This is a genomic window from Mucilaginibacter phyllosphaerae (assembly GCF_004378255.1).
GTDB lineage: Bacteria > Bacteroidota > Bacteroidia > Sphingobacteriales > Sphingobacteriaceae > Mucilaginibacter > Mucilaginibacter phyllosphaerae.
In genome coordinates this window covers 72,771-92,332 of record NZ_SNQG01000003.1, presented here as the reverse complement: position 1 = coordinate 92,332, position 19,562 = coordinate 72,771, and the positions used below count along the sequence as shown (strand labels likewise).

At 44.0% G+C, this 19,562-nt stretch carries 15 protein-coding genes; 5 read left to right on the top strand and 10 right to left on the bottom strand.

Features of this window, described 5'->3' with window-relative positions; all coding sequences use genetic code 11:
- The first annotated feature begins 24 nt into the window (after positions 1 to 24).
- Together dusB and apaG are read left to right on the top strand one after the other, a co-directional pair.
- Positions 25 to 1,017 carry a tRNA dihydrouridine synthase DusB gene (gene dusB / locus E2R65_RS08565; RefSeq protein WP_134336083.1) on the top strand — a complete coding sequence of 331 codons (993 nt, stop codon included), beginning with the start codon at positions 25 to 27 and terminating at the stop codon, positions 1,015 to 1,017.
- Positions 1,018 to 1,067: 50 nt separating this feature from the next.
- A complete protein-coding gene (gene apaG / locus E2R65_RS08560) occupies positions 1,068 to 1,454 on the top strand; it encodes a Co2+/Mg2+ efflux protein ApaG (RefSeq protein ID WP_134336082.1) in 387 nt (128 codons plus the stop codon).
- A 66-nt stretch (positions 1,455 to 1,520) separates the two neighbouring features.
- On the opposite strand, the gene E2R65_RS08555 is transcribed toward apaG, so the two are convergent.
- Complete coding sequence (locus E2R65_RS08555; protein WP_134336081.1) at positions 1,521 to 2,162, bottom strand: hypothetical protein; 642 nt, start codon at positions 2,160 to 2,162, stop codon at positions 1,521 to 1,523.
- Positions 2,163 to 2,514: 352 nt separating this feature from the next.
- Entirely contained in the window at positions 2,515 to 3,231 is a 717-nt protein-coding gene (locus E2R65_RS08550; RefSeq protein WP_134336080.1) for a zinc metallopeptidase, read from the bottom strand.
- A gap of 115 nt (positions 3,232 to 3,346) precedes the next feature.
- On the opposite strand from E2R65_RS08550, the gene E2R65_RS08545 reads away from it, so the two are divergent.
- Positions 3,347 to 4,507: an NAD(P)/FAD-dependent oxidoreductase gene (locus E2R65_RS08545; RefSeq protein ID WP_134336079.1), complete on the top strand. Its 1,161-nt coding sequence runs from the start codon at positions 3,347 to 3,349 to the stop codon at positions 4,505 to 4,507.
- On the opposite strand, the gene E2R65_RS08540 is transcribed toward E2R65_RS08545, so the two are convergent.
- The 4 genes from E2R65_RS08540 to recQ are packed head-to-tail and all read right to left on the bottom strand — an operon-like array spanning position 4,479 to position 8,460.
- Positions 4,479 to 4,736 (bottom strand): Txe/YoeB family addiction module toxin, encoded by a 258-nt coding sequence (locus E2R65_RS08540; protein ID WP_134336078.1) that lies wholly within the window; start codon positions 4,734 to 4,736, stop codon positions 4,479 to 4,481. The two genes, E2R65_RS08545 and E2R65_RS08540, sit on opposite strands and share 29 nt — an antisense overlap.
- On the bottom strand, positions 4,727 to 4,939 hold the full coding sequence (locus tag E2R65_RS08535; protein ID WP_134336077.1) for a DUF2683 family protein: 213 nt from the start codon (positions 4,937 to 4,939) through the stop codon (positions 4,727 to 4,729). Before E2R65_RS08535 ends, E2R65_RS08540 begins: the two co-directional genes overlap by 10 nt.
- 25 nt (positions 4,940 to 4,964) lie before the next feature.
- On the bottom strand, positions 4,965 to 6,299 hold the full coding sequence (locus tag E2R65_RS08530) for a UDP-N-acetylmuramoyl-tripeptide--D-alanyl-D-alanine ligase (protein ID WP_134336076.1): 1,335 nt from the start codon (positions 6,297 to 6,299) through the stop codon (positions 4,965 to 4,967).
- Positions 6,300 to 6,318: 19 nt separating this feature from the next.
- Positions 6,319 to 8,460: a DNA helicase RecQ gene (gene recQ / locus E2R65_RS08525; protein ID WP_134336075.1), complete on the bottom strand. Its 2,142-nt coding sequence runs from the start codon at positions 8,458 to 8,460 to the stop codon at positions 6,319 to 6,321.
- Positions 8,461 to 8,559: 99 nt separating this feature from the next.
- On the opposite strand from recQ, the gene E2R65_RS08520 reads away from it, so the two are divergent.
- Entirely contained in the window at positions 8,560 to 11,058 is a 2,499-nt protein-coding gene (locus tag E2R65_RS08520) for a M14 metallopeptidase family protein (protein WP_134336074.1), read from the top strand.
- A gap of 105 nt (positions 11,059 to 11,163) precedes the next feature.
- Here E2R65_RS08520 and E2R65_RS08515 read toward each other — a convergent pair whose 3' ends face one another.
- From E2R65_RS08515 to E2R65_RS08500, 4 genes are all read right to left on the bottom strand, one after another.
- Positions 11,164 to 13,614, bottom strand: coding sequence for a TonB-dependent receptor domain-containing protein (locus tag E2R65_RS08515; protein WP_134336073.1), 2,451 nt, complete (start codon positions 13,612 to 13,614; stop codon positions 11,164 to 11,166).
- Positions 13,615 to 13,846: 232 nt separating this feature from the next.
- Positions 13,847 to 14,059, bottom strand: coding sequence for a hypothetical protein (locus E2R65_RS08510; RefSeq protein WP_134336072.1), 213 nt, complete (start codon positions 14,057 to 14,059; stop codon positions 13,847 to 13,849).
- A 3-nt stretch (positions 14,060 to 14,062) separates the two neighbouring features.
- Entirely contained in the window at positions 14,063 to 15,733 is a 1,671-nt protein-coding gene (locus tag E2R65_RS08505) for a PspC domain-containing protein (protein ID WP_134336071.1), read from the bottom strand.
- 24 nt (positions 15,734 to 15,757) lie between these two features.
- Entirely contained in the window at positions 15,758 to 16,096 is a 339-nt protein-coding gene (locus E2R65_RS08500; RefSeq protein WP_134336070.1) for a PadR family transcriptional regulator, read from the bottom strand.
- Positions 16,097 to 16,281: 185 nt separating this feature from the next.
- Between E2R65_RS08500 and E2R65_RS08495 the strand changes: the two genes are divergently transcribed.
- The gene (locus E2R65_RS08495; protein ID WP_134336069.1) at positions 16,282 to 19,545 is read left to right on the top strand and encodes a SusC/RagA family TonB-linked outer membrane protein; all 3,264 of its coding nucleotides are present in this window, start codon (positions 16,282 to 16,284) and stop codon (positions 19,543 to 19,545) included.
- Positions 19,546 to 19,562 lie beyond the last annotated feature (17 nt).

Here is a 19,562-nt window from a genome sequence, read left to right as displayed (position 1 = left end):
AAATTTGCAGGGTTAAATATAAGCATGTCTGTACAAATAGGAAATATTGAATTAGGAGAATTCCCGCTGTTGCTGGCGCCGATGGAGGATGTGAGCGATCCGCCGTTTCGTTATGTATGCAAGCAAAACGGCGCGGATATGATGTACACGGAGTTCATATCGTCTGAAGGATTGATACGCGATGCCGCCAAAAGCCGCCAAAAACTGGATATTTTTGAGTATGAGCGCCCGATAGGCATCCAGATCTTTGGCAGCGATATCGACCATATGCGCGAAGCTACCGAAATAGCATCCCTTGCCGGGCCCGACCTGATGGATATTAACTATGGCTGCCCGGTTAAACAGGTGGCATGCCGTGGTGCCGGTGCCAGCCTGCTGCAGGATATTGATAAAATGGTTGCCATGACCAAAGCGGTTGTAGGGGCTACCCATTTACCGGTTACGGTAAAAACCCGGCTGGGCTGGGATGATAATACCAAAAACGTATATGAGGTTGCCGAGCGCCTGCAGGATGTAGGTATCAAAGCGCTAACCATACACGGCCGCACCCGTGCGCAAATGTATAAAGGTGTTGCCGACTGGAGCATGATCCGTGATATTAAAAAGAACCCGCGCATCAGGATCCCGATATTTGGCAATGGTGACATCGATTCGCCCGAGAAGGCTGCCGAATGGCGCATGCAGTACGAGGTAGATGGGATGATGATAGGCCGTGCCGCCATAGGTTATCCGTGGATCTTCCGCGAGATTAAGCATTATTTTAAAACCGGCCAGCATTTAGATAAGCCTACCATTGCCGAGCGTATTGAGGTTTGCAAAACGCACCTGCAAAAGTCTATGGAGTGGAAAGGGCCGCGCACCGGTATTTTTGAAATGCGCCGACACTATAGCAATTACTTTAAGGGTGTGCCTGATTTTAAAGAGTTTAGGATGAAACTTGTTACCGCAGCTACCGTAGAAGAGATTATGGATATATTAGGCGAAGTAGCAAAAAAATATGCCTTTGAAATGGCTTAATATTTGTTCGCTTGCTATATATTTGAATATAAGATTTTAATAATAAAACAATGGCCACTACGATAACTGAAGGTGTTAAGGTTTCAGTTGAAACAATTTACCAGCCCGAATACTCTAACCCGGTGAACGACCATTTTATGTTTGCCTACCGGGTAAGTATAGAGAATATGGGCAATTACGCCGTGCGGCTGGTAAGCCGGCACTGGTATATTTTCGACTCGAACGGCGCCAAGCGCGAAGTGGAAGGCGAAGGTGTAGTTGGCCAGCAGCCCATTATCGAGCCGGGCAATTCGCATGAGTATGTGAGCGGCTGCAACCTGAAAACCGATATGGGCAGCATGAAAGGCGAATACCAAATGGAGCGCCTGCTGGATAATGCTGTTTTTAATGTACAGATCCCCGAGTTTTATTTAATTGCACCGTACAGGTTAAATTAAACAGATGCAAAATCAAGATATCACCGCCCCGGCAGAAATGCCGGGGCTTTTTTGTGTATAACACAACTAAAGGTGACGATGCCAGATCACGTTTGCTGTTGTGCCGTTAATGGCCTTAACCTTTCCGGTATTGTAACCGCCATCAAACCTGTCATAATAGGTAATTTGGGTATTGCCTACAGTTTTTAACTTACCTATCAGTTCATCATCATCAAATCGGTCATAATAAGTTATGTGTGTATCGCCAATTGATTTTATTTTACCCAATAGTTCATCCCGGTCAAATCGGTCATAATAAATAAACTTTATATCGCCGATAGATTTTATTTTACCAATTAATTCGTCGCGGTCAAATCTGTCGTAATACATAACGGTTAGGCCGCCTATTGTTTTTATTTTTCCGCGCAATTCGTTCCAATCAAAATTTGTATAGTGTTCAATTCCAAGGCTATTAATGGTTGTAAAGCGGGTATTGTGGCCATCGTCATCAATGCCGTCGTAGTAATCGTTAACGCGGACATCATAATCTTGTATAAGCCGGCCCACTGGGTCGATATAAACGGTTAAATCAGGAGAGTTAAAATGTATAGATGATAAATAGGCATTGCGGCCGGTAACCCTTAGGTTGAGTTTATAAGCATCCTGCGCCTGGCAAAAAAAACAGAATGCTACTAACAGTACAGATAAAAAAACATTTTTAACGGGCATTATGCTAAAATTAAGATAAGGATTGATCTGATGCCGCTTGCTGCACCATCCTTAGGATTAGCATGAGGCAGTAAGGTTTAACAGGTATTTAAATTTAATATATGGCATTAAAAGCTACTTGTAAAAAACGCCGGTTTTTAAATATTAAAAGGCTGCCCGGAGGCGGGCAGCCTTTCTAAACAACAATCAAACTAAAGATTATGGTGCCCTGAAGAAGCTGGCCAGCTATCTCAAATGGCATGCAATACGTTGTAATGCAAAAATCAATAGAACGATTAATGCCATTACGCAGGCTTTAGTGTTAATGCTACACTTAAAAATAAATTATTTGAAATTATAATTATCGCCCTGCTTAATCCCTTCTGTTAAACAAAAACGAGGCGTAATAAACCAATGTTGCCAACGAACTTAAAGCCGCCACAACGTAGGTCATAGCTGCCCACCAAAGTGCGTCCTTGGCTTGGTCGTGCTCCTCGCGTGTTTGCATAATAGTGTAGTTATTATTCAGCCAGGCCAGCGCGCGATTGCTGGCGTCAAATTCTACAGGTAAAGTAATAAAGCTAAAAAGTGTTACCAGTGCCAGCGCGCCAACACCAATAGCCAAAACAAAGGGGCTGTGTGTAAAAAATAACAGCATAATACCAATCATCAGCGTCCATTGGGTTAGGGTTGATGCCACGTTAACTACAGGTACCATAGATGAGCGAAAACTTAACCAGCTGTAGGCCCTGGCATGCTGTACGGCATGCCCGCACTCGTGCGCGGCAACAGCGGCTGCGGCAATACTGCGGCTATGGTAAACATCGGGGCTCAGGTTTACAGTCTTATCTCCGGGGTTGTAATGGTCTGTTAACTGGCCATCTACAGATATAACTTTAACATCATAGATGCCGTTATCCTTCAGCATCCGCTCGGCTACATCCTTGCCCGATAAGCCCGAGAGCAGGGGCATTTCTGAATACTGCTTAAATTTACTTCTGAAACGGGCCTGCACAATAAAACTCACCAAAGCAATAACGATCATGAGCAGCAGGGCCGAATTATAGGATATAAATAGTAGGTTCATCATCTTCAATAGTTTTTGTAACAGCATATTTCAAAAAGTATTCCAGTTAATTAAAAAGCAGTTGCAAATACATTGCGCCAGGCATGCTTTTGAATTTGGAATTTTTACTTTTGAATAGATGGACAACGATAATTTCTCTTACTGGGAGCGTACCACATTTATTGATAACGCCGATATAATCATCATTGGCAGCGGTATTGTTGGCCTAAGTGCTGCCTTGCATTTAAAAACCTGCGAGCCGGCTTTGAAGGTGCTGGTTTTAGAACGCGGCTTTTTACCAAGTGGTGCAAGCACTAAAAATGCCGGTTTTGCCTGTTTTGGTACGGTTTCGGAATTGTTGGAGGCCTTAAAACATACGGCAGAGGATGACGTTGCCCGGTTGGCCAATTATAAATGGCGCGGTTTGCAACGCCTTCGCCAAAAGCTGGGCGATGAAAATATCGACTATTGCCAGCATGGCGGCTATGAGCTTTTTATGCAGGGTGAAGAATTAAAGGCTGCGGAAGCGGTTGATAATATAGCCCGGTTAAATAAATTATTAAACCCGGTTATTGATGGGCCTGACATTTATGCAGTTGCTGATGCTAAAATTGCAGGTTTTGGCTTTGCGGGTGTAAGCCGAATGATTTATAACCCGTTTGAAGGGCAGATACATACCGGCAAAATGATGCGGGCCTTGCTGCATAAATGTTATCAGCAGGATGTAATGGTGTTAAACGGGTGCGCGGTTTCTGCTATCTGTAATGAAGTCGAGCAGATCCGGATCCTTTCTCCGCAGGGAAACTTTAAGGCAAAAAAAGTAATTATGGCTACCAATGCCTTTGCCAAACAGCTTTACCCGCAACTGCAGGTTACACCCGGCCGGGGGCAAGTGCTGGTTACCAAACCAATACCGGGTTTAAAACTTAAAGGAACCTATCATTTTCAGGAAGGCTATTATTATTTCAGGAACATCAATGGGCGGGTGCTTTTTGGGGGCGGCCGTAACCTTGATTTTGCTGCGGAAGAAACACCGGAATTTGGGCATACCAATACTATACAACAAAAGCTGACTGATTACCTGAATGAAGTTATCCTGCCCGGTCGGAATGCCGAAATTGATTACTGGTGGAGCGGTATCATGGGTTTTGGTGACGAGATAAGCCCGATAGTAAAGCAGCTGGAGCCAAATATTTTTTGCGCCGTGCGCTGTAACGGCATGGGGGTAGCTATGGGTACTTTGGTGGGTGAAGAGGTGGCGATGTTAGCACTTAATAATGAAAGCGTAATGCCAATATAGTTATTTCGGTATCATTTACAACATAAAGCAAACGATGTTCATGATTGATTCGCCTGCTCCACTTTCCCGAAAGATTATGTTTTAAAGCTTCTGGTTTACCTATCCCTTCATATGGTGTTGCTTGTATAGAAACCATTAACGCCTGTATTCTTTTTTGAATAATTTTATTACCAGATTTATTCCAAAACTCCAAATCTTCAATAGCTTGGGGCGTAAATGCTATTTCCACAGGCTATCGATATCAACCTTTACAATTTTACCTGCCGCAATATCTTTTTCTGCCTGTTCAATTCTTGCAATCATTGCGGGAGACGAGTTGATGTATTCTGTTTCATCTACTTCATCTTCAAAAGATACGTGAAGTGATTTTAGAGCAGCTTTAACGGCTTTTTCCTGTTCTTCGGTTTCTGTATGTACTACAATTGTGCTCATATTCAAATTTACATTTTTTTTAATTTTAAAACAACTCCACCAATCGCTCCAAAGCCATACCTCTTGATCCTTTTATTAAAACGGTGGCATTGCTGATAGGGTTTTGTTTCAAACCGATCATGGCATCCTCGGCAGTTAAGTAAAAAGTGGTATGGATCAAATTAGTGTTATCCACCTCTGTTTGCTGGCTCGAAAAATCTTTACCGATAAAAATGCGCTCATCTACCTGGGCGCCCAGGGCTTTTTGAATAACCAGGGTATGCTCCACGGCAGACTCGGCCCCCATCTCAAACATATCGCCCAATATCATCACTTTACGGGCCGCCTGCAGTTTATCCATATTTTCTATCGCCACAAACATGCTGCTGGGGTTGGCGTTATAAAAATCACAGATGAGGATGTTAGTAGCCGTTTTCATGATCTGCGAACGGTTGTTTTTAGGCTGATAGCCCTCTATCCCTTGATTGATCTCGTCAGAATCCAGCCCGAAGAGGCGGCCGATACAGATCGCCGCCAAAATATTATCCAGGTTGTAAGAACCCGTTAACTGCGATTGTACATTGTGTGACGAGCTTGTTTTGTCATGCCACTTTAGGGTGAGGAGCGGCGAGTTATCCAGCAGTTTGCCGCTAACCAGGTTATCCGGGCTGCTGTTTTTGCCATAATAAATTACATTTTTTAAGGTACGTGCCTGTTGCATTTCTACCAGCACCTTATCATCGCTGTTTACAAAGGCAACGGCATCATCGGCCTGTGCCAGATAATCATATAATTCTCCCTTGCCCTTTTTTACGCCCTCCACACCGCCAAAACCTTCTAAATGTGCCTTACCTACATTGGTTATCAGGCCGTGTGTTGGCCGGGCAATTGTGCAAAGCAGTGCAATTTCTTTTTGATGATTAGCCCCCATTTCTATCACTGCCATCTCATGCGTACGATCAATCGTAAGGATAGTTAACGGTACGCCAATATGGTTATTTAAATTACCCTGCGTGGCCAGCGTTTTAAACTTTTGCGACAGCACGGCATTGATCAGCTCTTTGGTGGTGGTTTTACCGTTTGTGCCTGTAAGCCCTATAACCGGGATGGTTAATTGGCCGCGGTGGTACCTGGCCAGGTTTTGCAGGGCGGTTAACACATCATCAACCAGTAAAAATTGTTCGCTCAAGGCGTAATCCTTGTTATCGATAACGGCGTAGGCGGCACCTGCTTTAATAGCTTGCTGTGCAAAAGTGTTAGCATCAAATTTATCGCCTTTTAGTGCAAAAAACAGGCTGCCCGGTGCAATTTTGCGCGTATCGGTACTGATAATTGGATGCTGGGTAAATAATTGGTATAACTCTTCGGTAGTTGTTTTCATGGTTAATCTGCAATCTAAATTACGCTTCTTTGTTCATCCAGGCAATAACGGCCTTAATCTCGCCGTAACTGTAGCCATCGCCCAAAACCTCTTTAATGGGCGAAAGCATGGCGCTGCCATATTTTTCAACCGCATCCTGTATGGCTGGGATCTTGCTTTCATTAACAAAGTTGTACACATCCAGTTCGCCGGTTTGTATATAACGGCTTAAATGCCCCTCAATTGTGGTTGGCGATAATCCGCGCTCCTGCGCTATCTCGGTAACGTTTTTGCCTTCTTTATACAATAAATAGGTAGCCTGGAAAGTGTCTGATAATTTACCGCTTCGTGGCTTGGCCTTGCGCTCGCGCTTTATAGCATTTTGTTTAATGCGGGATGAGAGGCCTTTAGCTGCGCTGTAATTATTGATGATGGCTAAAAAATCGCGCCCGTATTTGGCCAGCTTCACATCTCCAAAACCAGAGATCAAACGTATCTCATCCATCTTTTGTGGCAAGTAGGTGGCCAATTCCAGCAGGGTAGTATCAGATAAGATGATGTAGGGCGGCAGGTTTTCGCCGATGGCGATTTCCTGGCGTTTATGGCGCAGATCGGCCAGCAATTCAGCTTCATAGTTCAATTCCTCGTGTTCCTGCTCGTCGGTAACCTGCGAGGCTATCAGTTCAACCTTTAGATCGCCCTTTAAAACGGCCTCACTTTTTGGGGTGAGTTGCATGGCAGAATAACCATCTTCGCTTACACGTAAAAACCCCTGCGAGATCAATTCGCGCAGGTAGCGCTGCCAATCGGCCTTGCTGATATCGGCACCGGCACCATAGGTTTTAAGGCTTTTGTGTTCTGCCCAGATCTTTTCACTTCTGGAGCCACGCAGAAAATCGATCAGGTAATTAGCACCAAACCGCTCTTTTAACCGGGTAACAGCCGACAATGCCTTTTGGGCGATCAAAGTTCCGTCGAATTTAGTGAACTCGCTCAGGCAAAAGTCGCAGGAACCGCAATTGTCCGGAAACTGCTCGTCAAAATAATGCATTAAAAACTGGCGGCGGCAGGCATGCAGCTGGCAATAATTTACCATATCATCCAGCTTTTTAAGCATAATGGCGCTTTGCTCTTTATTGTTTTCTACCGTGGCAAAGCTGCGCAGCTTAATGGCATCACCAGGCGAATAAAGCAAAAGTGCATTCGAAGCCAGGCCGTCCCGGCCTGCGCGGCCGGTTTCCTGGTAATAACCTTCGATGTTCTTGGGCAGGTCCATATGCACTACATAACGCACATTGCTTTTGTTGATGCCCATCCCAAAGGCAATAGTTGCCACAATGATCTTAATCTCGTCTTTTAAAAATGCCTCCTGGTTGCGGGCTTTTACGTCGTTTGTTAAACCGGCATGATAGGCCGCCGCTGCATAACCCGCATCCTTCAGATCGTCGGCTAAAGCCTCTGTCGACTTACGCGAAAGACAATAAATGATCCCCGAATCACCTTTTTTCGCCTCTAAAAAGGATAAAAGCTGGCTAAAACTGTTCTTTTTAGGATGAACGCGATAGGTGATATTTTCGCGGTTAAAAGACGATATAAAAACGGCCGGTTTATGCAGGTTAAGCTTCTCCAGGATATCCTTTTGGGTAAGCTTGTCGGCAGTGGCGGTAAGGGCGATCACCGGCACCCCCGGGAATTCACTTTTTAAGCCGGCCAGCATCAGGTACTCCGGCCTGAAATCATGCCCCCATTGCGAGATGCAATGCGCTTCATCAATGGCTATCTGCACTACGTTTAATGTTTTCAAAAAAACCATCATGCGGTTATCGGCGCCAAACAAGCGCTCGGGCGCTACATAAAGCAGCCTTAATTCATTGTTTTTTAACCGGATAGCAATATTTTTCTGCTCATCAGGGCTTTGGCTGGAGTTTAAGAATGCCGCCGGGATGCCGGTAAGGTTAAGGCTATCCACCTGGTCTTTCATTAAAGCTATCAACGGCGATATTACAATAGTTAGCCCCTGCATTAAAACCGCAGGCAACTGGTAGCAAAGCGATTTACCACCGCCGGTAGGCATCAGCACCATGGTATCCTGCTTATTTAAAACATGGTCAATAATAGCTTCCTGCGAATGCCTGAACTGGTTGTATCCGAAATATTGTTGAAGGGCTTGTATGGGTGTCATGGCGTTATGTGCAAAAGTGCAGATTTGATTAATAGCCTGATGATGAAACCTCAAAAAAATATCTTTAGATTTAGCCTTTAGGTACATAAGCATAAATACATGTTAAAAAAACTACTACTTACGTTAATAGCTGCTTTTTGCGGCGCCGCAGGTTTTGCGCAGCAAATACAATCGCCGGCAGAATTTTTAGGATATAAACTTGGCGATAAATTTACCCCGCACTACCGGGTGGCCGAGTACTTTAGATACATTGCCAAAACTGCTAAAAATGTAGAACTGCAGCAGTTTGGCACCACTAACGAAGGCCGCCCGCTGCTGGCCATGTTCATCGCATCAGAAGATAATATAAAACGGCTGGAAGAGATACGCCATAATAACCTGCGCATGGCGGGGATAGAGAGCGGCGCCATTGCCGCAAATGCCCCGGTGATTACCTGGCTGAGTTATAACGTGCACGGTAACGAACCGTCATCAACCGAAGCAGCCATGTGGACCTTGTTTGACCTGGTTGACCCGGCAAATGCCAAAGCAAAGGAATGGTTAGCAAACAGCGTGGTGGTTATAGACCCCTGCCTTAACCCCGACGGGCGCGACAGGTACACCAATTTTTACAATTCGGTACGCGGCATGGTGCCCGATGCCAGCCCAACCTCGCGCGAGCACATGGAGCCATGGCCGGGCGGGCGGGTAAACCATTATTATTTTGACCTGAACCGCGACTGGGCATGGCAGGCACAAAAAGAAACCCAGGCGCGTGTTGCCCTGTTTAACCAGTGGCTGCCCGAAGTGCATGTAGATTACCACGAGCAGGGTTATAACAATCCTTATTATTTTGCCCCTGCTGCCGAGCCTTACCATAAGGACATAACCCAATGGCAGCGCGATTTTCAGATCGTGATCGGTAAAAACAACGCCAGATATTTCGATCAGAACGGGTGGATGTATTTTACCAAGCAGGAGTTTGACCTGCTGTACCCATCATACGGGGATACTTACCCGCTTTACAATGGCGCAATAGGGATGACCTATGAGCAGGGCGGCATCAGCGCGGGCCTGGCGGTGGTTACCCGCAGCGGCGATACGCTTACGCTGGCGCAGCGTATTGCGCACCACCATACCACCAGCTTAAGCACCGTCGAGATCGTATCGGCAAATGCAAAGAAGGTGGTTGATGAGTTTAAAAAATTTTATGATAACAGCCGCCAAAACCCTCCGGGCGTGTATAAAACCTATGTAATTAAAAACGATAATAACGAAAAGGTGAACGAACTGGCCAAAATGCTTACCCGTAACGGCATTAGGTTTGGCTATGGGCTTGCCCAAAAAGCCGTAACGGGCTATAACTACTTTACGCATGCAACAGAACAGTATAACGTAGATGCCAATGATTTGGTGGTGAACGCTTATCAGCCAAAATCGGTGTTGCTGCATGTGCTGCTGGAGCCGAGCACCTTTATCCCCGACTCGGCAACGTATGATATTACTGCCTGGGCCTTGCCTTATGCTTACGGGTTAAAAGCTTACGGCGTTAAGGAATCATACAAGCCGGCCAATACCAGCCGCAACATCGTTAAGCCGCAGCTGCCAACCAATACAAAGGCCTATGCTTATGTATCGGCATGGCAATCTATCGCCGATGTTAAATTTTTATCGGCCCTGCTAAAAAAAGGGATTAAAGTACGCTATTCGGAAACACCTTTTGAAGCCGGTGGGAAGAAGTTTACCGCGGGATCTTTACTGGTTACCAAAGCCGGGAACGACCGGGCAGATTTTGACCGCGTAGTTACCCAAACAGCGGCCGATATGGAGCACGAGCTTACGCCGCTATCTACCGGTTTTGTGGATAAGGGATCGGATATCGGCTCGTACGATGTAAAATATATTAAGCAGCCGCGGGTAGCGGTAATGAGTGGTGATGGGATCAATTCGGAAGCGATGGGCGAGGTATGGCACTTTTTTGAGCAGCAGATCGGTTACCCCATCAACCTGATCAGGTACCAGGATCTCAACCGGATCAAGCTGGCAGATTTTGATGTGCTGATCATGCCTGATGGCAGGTATAACGATCTGTCGGCAGATAACCTGCAAAACTGGGTGCGAGATGGCGGTAAACTGATTGCGTTAGAAAATGCAGTAGCCGCATTGGTAGACAAAAAAGGGTTCGACATTAAAAAGAAAGAGATTAAAAAGGATGATAAGGCAGATGCGAAAACCAAACCGATCATTAAAGTTTATGCCGACCGTAACCGGGATGCGATCCGCTCCAGCATACCGGGGGCCATTTTTAAGCTGAATATGGACAACACCCATCCGCTGGCTTTCGGTTTCCCTAAATATTATTACTCGTTAAAACTGAGCGACGATATTTATGAAATGCTTGGCGATGACGATTGGAATGTAGGTACGGTAGAAAAAAACAGTTATGTGGCCGGTTTTGCCGGTGTGCAATCCAAACAAAAAATAAATAACGGCATGCTGCTGGGCGTGCAATCTATCGGCCGTGGTTCGGTAGTTTATCTGGTGGATGATCCCCTGTTCCGTAGTTTCTGGGAGAATGGCAAACTGTTGTTTAGTAACGCAGTGTTTATGGTGCAGTAGCCCCCCGACCCCCTGAAGAGGGAGTTCTTGAAAAGCAAAAAGCCTGTCCATAAATCATAGACAGGCTTTTTGGCTTATTCTGCTCCCCCTTCAGGGGGCCGGGGGCTACCCTCCGCTTTTTACCCTGCCTTTTTCATCATCGGCGCCGGTTTGGCGCTGGCTTGCCTTTATTTTGCTGTTACCAAAGTTGTAGGTAAGTGTAAGGCGGCCTAAGCGGGTTTCGTTCTTCTGCCTGATATCTAAATTAACGCTTTGAAAATGGCTGCTTACATTGTTACGGCGGGTATCAAAAATATCGCTTACAGATAGTTTAACATTCAGCTTTTTATTGGCAAATGACCGGCTTACACCCGCATCTACAGAATATTGCGGCCTGATATCAAAGATACCGTAACGTAATGACGATTGGTAATTGCCCGATACTTCTGCCTTAAACCCGCTGAACAGGAAGTTTTGTGTGGCCCTGATCTGGTAAGCGGCTTTACCTGCATTCAGCTGCCCGCCCAGTAAAGAGTCGGCCTTAAACTTTTGGTAAAAGCCGGTGGCATTGATATTACCGGTCCACCATTTGGCAATGGTATAAGGCGAATTGATGTTGATGTTATAAGAATCCTGCGATTGTAAATTAAGGTTGGTTTGATAAGTGGCTTTGGTTACCGAATCTGTTAACAATACCTGCGTACTTACGTCTGAAGTGCGGCTGTAGCCCAGCGTAACATTAATGGTTTTATTATAGGTATAGCTCAACTCGAATGAGTTGGTGTATTGCGGTTTCAGGAAAGGGTTGCCCTGCTCATAAGTATATTGGTCCAGATAATATCTAAAGGGGTTTAGATTGTCATAATTGGGCCGGTCTATGCGTCGGCTGTAGCTGATGCCTATTTCATGCTTGTCAGACAGTGTATGGTTAATAAACACACTCGGGAAGAAATCCAGATATTGGCGTTTAACTACCTGGTTGCCGGTTACCAGGTTGCCGGTAGATGATGTGCGTTCGGCGCGTAACCCGGCCTGTACGCTTGTTTTGGCAAAAGTTTTACCCAAATTAAGGTATCCTGCCGCTATCTTTTCGTCGTAAACAAAACGGTTGGTGCGCGTAGTATCATTTACAAAAGTTCCGTTATTGTTTATTTGTGCCTGCAGGTCGTTATCTGTTTTTACAGAACTGAACTTTGCACCTGCTTCAAACTTTAGTGTTTTGGTTAATTGCTTGGTATAATCGGCTTTTTGCGTCCATATCGTAATAAACGAAGGGGTTTGGTTGGTTAAAAAAAGCGGCGCAGACATACTGCTTCCATCCGGTTTAAAAAAATAGGTGTCGTATTTAGCATCCGAGTTATTGTGGTAGCGCGAGTAATCCAGGTCAAAGCTTAATGCCTGGCCGTTGGTATCCAGCTGCAGCCTGTCGTTAATATTGGCAGATATGCTGCGGTAAGTTTGTTTCATATCTGTTAACGTATTCTGGTAAGAATCATTGGCGGCGGGGGTTAAGCCCAGGTAAGTAGTGCTTTTATTGTCGTTATACTCGTTGGTGTAATCGCCGTTCACAACAAAGCCTATCGTATTTTTATCAGATGTGCTGTAATCGGCCCCAAAACGATAATTGTTGTAATGGATATGATTAAGCATGGTTGTTTTTTGCTTAAAGTAAGTGGTTTTTGAGGCGCTATCTATATAACGGTCAATATCTATCAGGTTTTCGCGGTTAATATCTCCGCGGGATAAGGTACCAAACAGGTTTAAATTACCGGTTTTATGGTTTAGGGTAAGACTGGTATTATCCCTGAAGTTTTTGCCGTAGGCCGCATTTACTGTTAAGCTGCCGTTTGTACCGCTTAACTTATTCTTTTTTAGTTTAATGTTGATGATGCCTGAATTGCCCGACGCATCATACTTGGCAGAAGGGTTGGTGATGATCTCTATCGACTGGATGTTAGAACCGTCTGTAGAGCGCAGGTAGGTGGCCAGCTGCGCTGCCGACATGTAGGTAAGCTTATCGTTTATCATTACGGTAACACCCTGCTTGCCTTTAACGCTGATGTTATCATCTTTATCTACGGTTACACCCGGTGCGCGTTCCAGTATTTCCAGGGCATTGTTGCCTGCAGCTAACACACTGTTCTCCACATTCATCACGGTGCGGTCCAGCTTACGCTCAATTAGCGGTTTAGCGGCAATAATGGTAACACCCTGCAGGCTTTGGCTGTTCTGCAGTATTTTAATAACGGGAGCTGTAAACGCAGTTGTTGTTGCATCAACCTCAAAAGCAGCTGTAAAGGCCGGCTGATAACCAACGGTTGTGGCTTTAACCATGTAGCGGCCAGCGGTTATACCTTCAAACTGATACTTGCCCGCATCATTAGTTAGGGTGCCTTTTACTACCGACGAATCTTTAGCCCTTAGCAGCGTTACCGTGGCGTAATCCATCGGTTTGGCCTGGTCATTCTGCAGTATGCCGTGTATAGCAGTTGTTGTTTTGGCATTTTGCGCGTTTACGGCGCCGGCTGTAAATACAAACAGTATAATATATAGTAGTTTAGTGAAGTGTGTTTTCATGGTTCAAAAAATTTAAGCAACAGAATTCCCTGCAAAGGGTGATCCTTTGTTTTTTTATAAGCATTAAGTTTGCGTGTGTTATTGCGTGGTTACGCGCCGAAAAGGGTATAAGATCGTACTGTTTTTTTCATATAAAGCTACAGGGTTATTATGAATGCCGCCACCAGGGGGGCATGTAATTATCTTTTTATACTAAGATGTAATTTAGGGCAGAAAGGTTACAGAAAAAGTGTTACTTTTTTAACTGCGGTATTAAAAGCGCTGCAATATCCTGTATAGTAATATAATAGGTTTGGCCCGGGGTTGGCCGGCAGATGGTTTTTGCGGCAGAAATAAATTTATGACCGGCCGGTTTCGTGTCGTTTTTAGGAACAGCCAGATAAAGGGGTAATATAAGCCCGCTGAAAAGCAGCAGGCTTATATATTTTATAATAATAGCTTTCATTTGTTATTCGGCATTTGCCCTTGCGGCGCTATCTGCAACGGCTTTTTGTTTTAGCGTTTGCGGGATAACCAAAGTATCTACCTTGCATTGCAGGCCATTATCCGTCATGATGAATGTTGCTGCAGATGCATCTTCTTTTTTGTTTACCTGGTTGCAATCGTAAGCGCTGATATCTCTTACAAAGCGGTCTATCTGCTGGTCAATGATAACTTTCGAGTTCAGGGGGATCTTAAGCGTAAGATGCAGCCTTTGTGCTCTCCAGCGCCTGTCGGCCTGTTTTTCCAGGCGGCGGTTAAAGCGCAGTACATTGCCTTCCTGCTTAAACTGGTAATTGGTGCCACGGGCATTATATAGCGCATCCTCATAATCGCTGCCGCGTGCGCTGAATGATTCTACCAGCACGGGTTGTGCCACATCGCTTTTTTCGATGTATATATCTATGTTCTTATCGGGCAGGTCCATATTATTATCGTCATCGTCATCTAAAATAATGCGGCCGTTAAAATCCTCTTTCACTTTAAGCCTGATGCTGTCTTCCTTTGTTAAAAATTTAATATCGTTCAGCTTCAGGTAATAGGTGCTATCGGCAGATGGCTTGATGTTTATGGTTTGGCTAAAGCTGGCGTAGTCCCTAAAATCGGCAGATGTTTTAGCCGTGTAATAAATAACGATACATAGGGCAATTACCCATGTCATCAATAAGACAGAACCTGCCGTGCGGTTAATTACATTGCCTTTAAATACATAATGGATCAGGGTTAAAATAATAGCTAATAGCGGTATAATGGCCATCAGTACCGAGCATACTATAAATATGTTGTTAACACGCTCATCGGCAATGTTAAAGGGGAACATGTGGTAGATACCAATATGGTGATTACCATATACAAAGGCAGATATTACCAGTATGATGAGGCCTATAATGCCTGCAAAGCAGCTTGCAATAAGTGCTATGGCTATCAGTTTACCAATGGTACGGCCGGCGCCGCCCAAAAAGTTGCCGAAGTGGCTAAAAATATCGCCGGCAAAATCGCGGGTTTTATAGATAAGCGGGCGGGCTTCGTCCCTAAAGGTGTTTAAGTTGCCTTTTACGGTGTTTAGCTCTTCCTCAAAATTATTTTTAAAGCCCTGCAAATCCAGCTTCTGGCCTTTCATGGCCATACGGTCGGCGCGGGTAACGGCCTTAGGCACAACAATCCATAGTATTACATATAAAATGAACCCCGTGCCTGCAAACAGTACCGAGAATGCAAATAGCAAGCGTACCCAAACGGCATTAAAATCAAAATAGTTGGCAATGCCCGAACAAACGCCGGCTACCAGGTGGTCATCAGGGTCCCGAAACAGGCGGCGTGGCCCGCTGCCGTAGATAAAGGCCTGCTGGGCATGCGGTTTATCGCCTTCTTCAATGGTTTCAAAGTCTTCAACAGATCCCATTTGTTCCACAACGGTTTTAACATCCTGTATAATGATCACCTGTTTGCCTTCGCGCAGCAGGATCTCGTTAAACATCTCTGCAATACGGTTCTCGATATCGGTGGTGATCTCCAGGCTATCGGCCGAGTTCATAAAATGACGCTGTACATCGGTCATATAGTTTTTGAGGATCTCATAAGCATCCTCTTCGATATGGAAAACGATGCCGTTTATATTGATGATAATAGTTTTATTCATGATGATGGTGATGATAATTAGTGGTTAGTTATTGTTTCTGTCGCCAATGGCGGTTTGTACGGCAAAGGCAAGTTCCTGCCAGGTGCCGTCGAGCTGTTCGAGTACCTTGCGGCCATCATCGCTCAACACATAATATTTGCGCGGCGGGCCGGATGTTGATTCCACCCAGTTGTAGGCAAGCAGGCCGTTATTTTTTAAGCGGGTAAGCAGGGGGTATAGCGTACCCTCAACTACAAGCAGTCGGGCCTTCTTCAGCTCGGCAATAATATCCGATGCATAGATCTCGCCCTTTGCTATAATGGAAAGGATGCAATACTCCAGTATGCCTTTCCTCATTTGGGTTTGTGTGTTTTCTACAATCATAATACAAAGATATATGTTTTGGATTGTATTATGCAATACATAGTACTGTATTTTTTAATTACTTATATTTTTTTAAAATATTTTTATTAAAAAGCATCTTTTTTCACTTTTTAATTTGATTTATTGATAATGGAACACTACTTTTATGATTAATTAACTATTAACTGATCTTATTATTAACAAACATGAAAAAACTTCTACTAGTAAGTTTGTGTTTTCTGGTGTTATGCATAACCCAGGTACATGCACAAAATCGTACGATTACTGGTACAGTTACTTCCAAAGACGATGGTTTGCCATTGCCGGGAGTAAGTGTTACAGTATCAGGAACCACAATTGGTGTTCAAACCAACGTTTCCGGAAAATTTAGTCTTAGTGTGCCAGCGTCGGCAACAAAACTGTCTTTCTCTTTTATTGGATTTGCCAGACAGGATGTTGCTATTAACGGTGCTGTGGTAAACGCTTCTTTAGCTTCAAGCGCCAGTCAGCTTTCAGAGGTGGTGGTAACGGGTGTGTTTGGTATCAAACAAAACTCTCGTACTACCTCAGGTTCTGCACAGGTTGTTGGTGCTACGCAGTTAAACACTGTTCGTCAAACAAACATTAACAATGCATTAGCGGGTAAGGTAGCCGGTTTACAAGTTCGTAGCCAGTCTGCTGCTGCTTTAGGCAGAAACACTGAAGTTAGGCTTCGTGGTGCATCCGGTTTTGGATCTGGTAACGGCGCAATTTACGTTGTTGATGGTACCATCCTTACAAATGCAGATGACTTTAACAACGATGATGTTGAAGACGTTACTGTATTGCAAGGCCCGGCATCTTCTGCTCAGTTTGGTCCTCAGGGTGCTAACGGTGCTATCGTTATTACCACTAAAAAGGCTAAAAAGAACGGTGGAATAGGCATCGATCTTAACTTAGGCTCTCAGTTTGATAAAGCATACATCTTGCCAAACTACCAAAATACTTATGGTGGTGGTGGTTCTGCTGACTTTATTCAATACAACTGGAAAGCCGGCGACCCAACAGAATGGCAGGCTTTAAGCGGCAAATATTATCCTGACTATACGGATGATGCAAGCTGGGGCCCTAAAATGGTTGGCCAGGAGTACATTCCATGGTATGCCTGGTATGCCGGTACTAAATACTCAAATAAAACCGCAAGCTGGACTCCTAACCCGGATAATGCACGTGATTATTACCAAACCGGTATTACCTTGAATAACTCAGTTGCTTTTAACAAAGCAGGTGATGATTATTCAGTTAAATTATCTTACGGTAACCAATACAGCCGCGGTTTGATCCCAACTTCATATTTATTGAAGAATACATTCCAGTTAAATACTTCGGTAGACTTGAGCAAGCAATTAACTTTAACTGCAAATATCAACTATATCAACAGCAAGCTTAACGGTGAGATCAACGATGATTATTCAAATAACTCATCCGGTAACTTTAACCAATGGTTCCACCGTGATCTGGATATGGGTATCATGCAGGAATTAAGAGGCTTAAGAACAGCTGATGGTGTTTACGCAAGCTGGAACCATAATAACCCAAGTTCTTACGATGGCTCTACCGCTGCAACCAGAAGACAATTTTACGCTGGTAACTACTGGTACAATCCATTTACGGCGCAAGATCTGCATAACAATATTTTAAACCGCGACCGTTTATTAGGTAACATCGGTTTAACCTATAAAATAACAAAAGATTTCTCGATAAGAGGAACATACCGTAAATCTCAGACTAATACCTGGGAGGAACAAAAGTATAGTACGCAATTAGCTGTAAGCGGTACGCAAACTACTGGTAATGAGGCAAGGAATAAAGGCTACTATTACACAGGCCAAACATATTCTAATCGTGAAAACTGGGAGTTTTTAGCTACTTATGACAAGAAAATAAGTGACTTTACTGTAAATGCCAATGTTGGTACAGATATTTACAACTGGACTTATAAAGACCTTTATAATAGTACTTCTAATGGCCTGGCTATTGATGATCTATTTACCGTTGGTAACTCAGTTGATCCGCCGGTAATAAGTAATTCAAGAATCAGAGAGCAGTACAGGGCATTAATTGGCCGTGCTAACTTTGGTTACAAAAACTTCTTGTTTTTAGAAGGTACCTTACGTAACGATTGGATTTCTGTATTACCAGCCTCTAAGCCTTCAATCTTATCTAAATCTGTCGGTGGTTCATTCGTATTCAGCGATTTGTTGAAAAGCCAATCAAATTGGTTAAGCTATGGTAAATTAAGGGCATCTTGGGGTGAAATACCTAAAGCGTTTGGTAATGGTACAACATTTGGTGCTTACACTTATCCGGGCACACAATATAATGTTAGTGCCAATAAATTTAACGGTAACCTTCTGCAAGGTAGAGCAGATCAGATCACTGACCCAGCTTTAACAGGTTCTGTGGTAACTCAAAAAGAGTTAGGTTTGGATTTAAGGTTCTTAAATGACAGATTAGGCATTTCAGCTACTTATTGGAATGGTGATGAGAAAAACTTCCCACAAGCTGTTAGTGTTAACGGTGCAGCAGGTGTAACATCTATTTATACTAACGTAGGTTTAATTACCAGAAAAGGTATTGACTTGCGTCTTGAAGGCACACCGGTAAGAATCCCTAATTTCTCATGGACAATTAGTGCAACTTACTCTAACTTGCTTGATAACAAAGTTGTTGAGATCAGTAATAAATACAATGTTCAACAAATTTCTGTTGCGCAAGTTTGGGGTGGTGCAAATGCAATGCCTGGCTTAGTACATGAGCAGGGCAAACAATGGGGTCAAATATTCGGTAATGGTATATTGCGTAACTCATCAGGCGTACCAATCTTAGATGCAAATGGCTTTTATCAAAATGATCCAAAAGTTTATTTTGGCAGCGTATTGCCTAAACACACAGGTGGTTTACAAAATAGCTTCACCGTTTTTAAAGATTTCACGATCAATGCAAACATCGACTACCAGTTTGGCGGTAAATTCGTTTCATTATCAAACATGTGGGGTTCATATAGCGGCTTAACTGCACGTACTGCAGGCCTGAATGATAAAGGTAACCCAATTCGTGATGCTGTTGCTGACGGTGGTGGTGTTAAAACTACCGGTGTTGATGCCAATGGTAATGCTGTTAGCTTTTATGTAGATGCCCAGGATTACTTCCACAGTTTATACAATAACAAAACTTTTGATTCATACATTTACGATCTTACCTTTATTAAATTACGCGAACTTGGAGTTGCTTATAAAATACCAGTTGCTAAATTGGGTATAAACAAATATATCAAGAGTGCGTCATTCCAGCTTGTAGGTCGTGATCTATTCTTATTGTATGCAAAAACTAAGGACTTTGATCCGTCTCAGGTTGATGCAGTTGTAGGAGAAACCGGTCAGTTGCCAGGCACAAGAGCTATTGGTTTTAACTTACGTATGAGTTTCTAAGAATCAAAAAAATAATT

Coding starts and splice junctions, on each gene's coding strand:
- dusB (WP_134336083.1), top strand. CDS start 25: ATGTCTGTACAAATAGGAAATATTGAATTAGGAGAATTCCCGCTGTTG.
- apaG (WP_134336082.1), top strand. CDS start 1,068: ATGGCCACTACGATAACTGAAGGTGTTAAGGTTTCAGTTGAAACAATT.
- E2R65_RS08555 (WP_134336081.1), bottom strand. CDS start 2,162: ATGCCCGTTAAAAATGTTTTTTTATCTGTACTGTTAGTAGCATTCTGT.
- E2R65_RS08550 (WP_134336080.1), bottom strand. CDS start 3,231: ATGATGAACCTACTATTTATATCCTATAATTCGGCCCTGCTGCTCATG.
- E2R65_RS08545 (WP_134336079.1), top strand. CDS start 3,347: ATGGACAACGATAATTTCTCTTACTGGGAGCGTACCACATTTATTGAT.
- E2R65_RS08535 (WP_134336077.1), bottom strand. CDS start 4,939: ATGAGCACAATTGTAGTACATACAGAAACCGAAGAACAGGAAAAAGCC.
- E2R65_RS08530 (WP_134336076.1), bottom strand. CDS start 6,299: ATGAAAACAACTACCGAAGAGTTATACCAATTATTTACCCAGCATCCA.
- recQ (WP_134336075.1), bottom strand. CDS start 8,460: ATGACACCCATACAAGCCCTTCAACAATATTTCGGATACAACCAGTTC.
- E2R65_RS08520 (WP_134336074.1), top strand. CDS start 8,560: ATGTTAAAAAAACTACTACTTACGTTAATAGCTGCTTTTTGCGGCGCC.
- E2R65_RS08515 (WP_134336073.1), bottom strand. CDS start 13,614: ATGAAAACACACTTCACTAAACTACTATATATTATACTGTTTGTATTT.
- E2R65_RS08510 (WP_134336072.1), bottom strand. CDS start 14,059: ATGAAAGCTATTATTATAAAATATATAAGCCTGCTGCTTTTCAGCGGG.
- E2R65_RS08505 (WP_134336071.1), bottom strand. CDS start 15,733: ATGAATAAAACTATTATCATCAATATAAACGGCATCGTTTTCCATATC.
- E2R65_RS08500 (WP_134336070.1), bottom strand. CDS start 16,096: ATGATTGTAGAAAACACACAAACCCAAATGAGGAAAGGCATACTGGAG.
- E2R65_RS08495 (WP_134336069.1), top strand. CDS start 16,282: ATGAAAAAACTTCTACTAGTAAGTTTGTGTTTTCTGGTGTTATGCATA.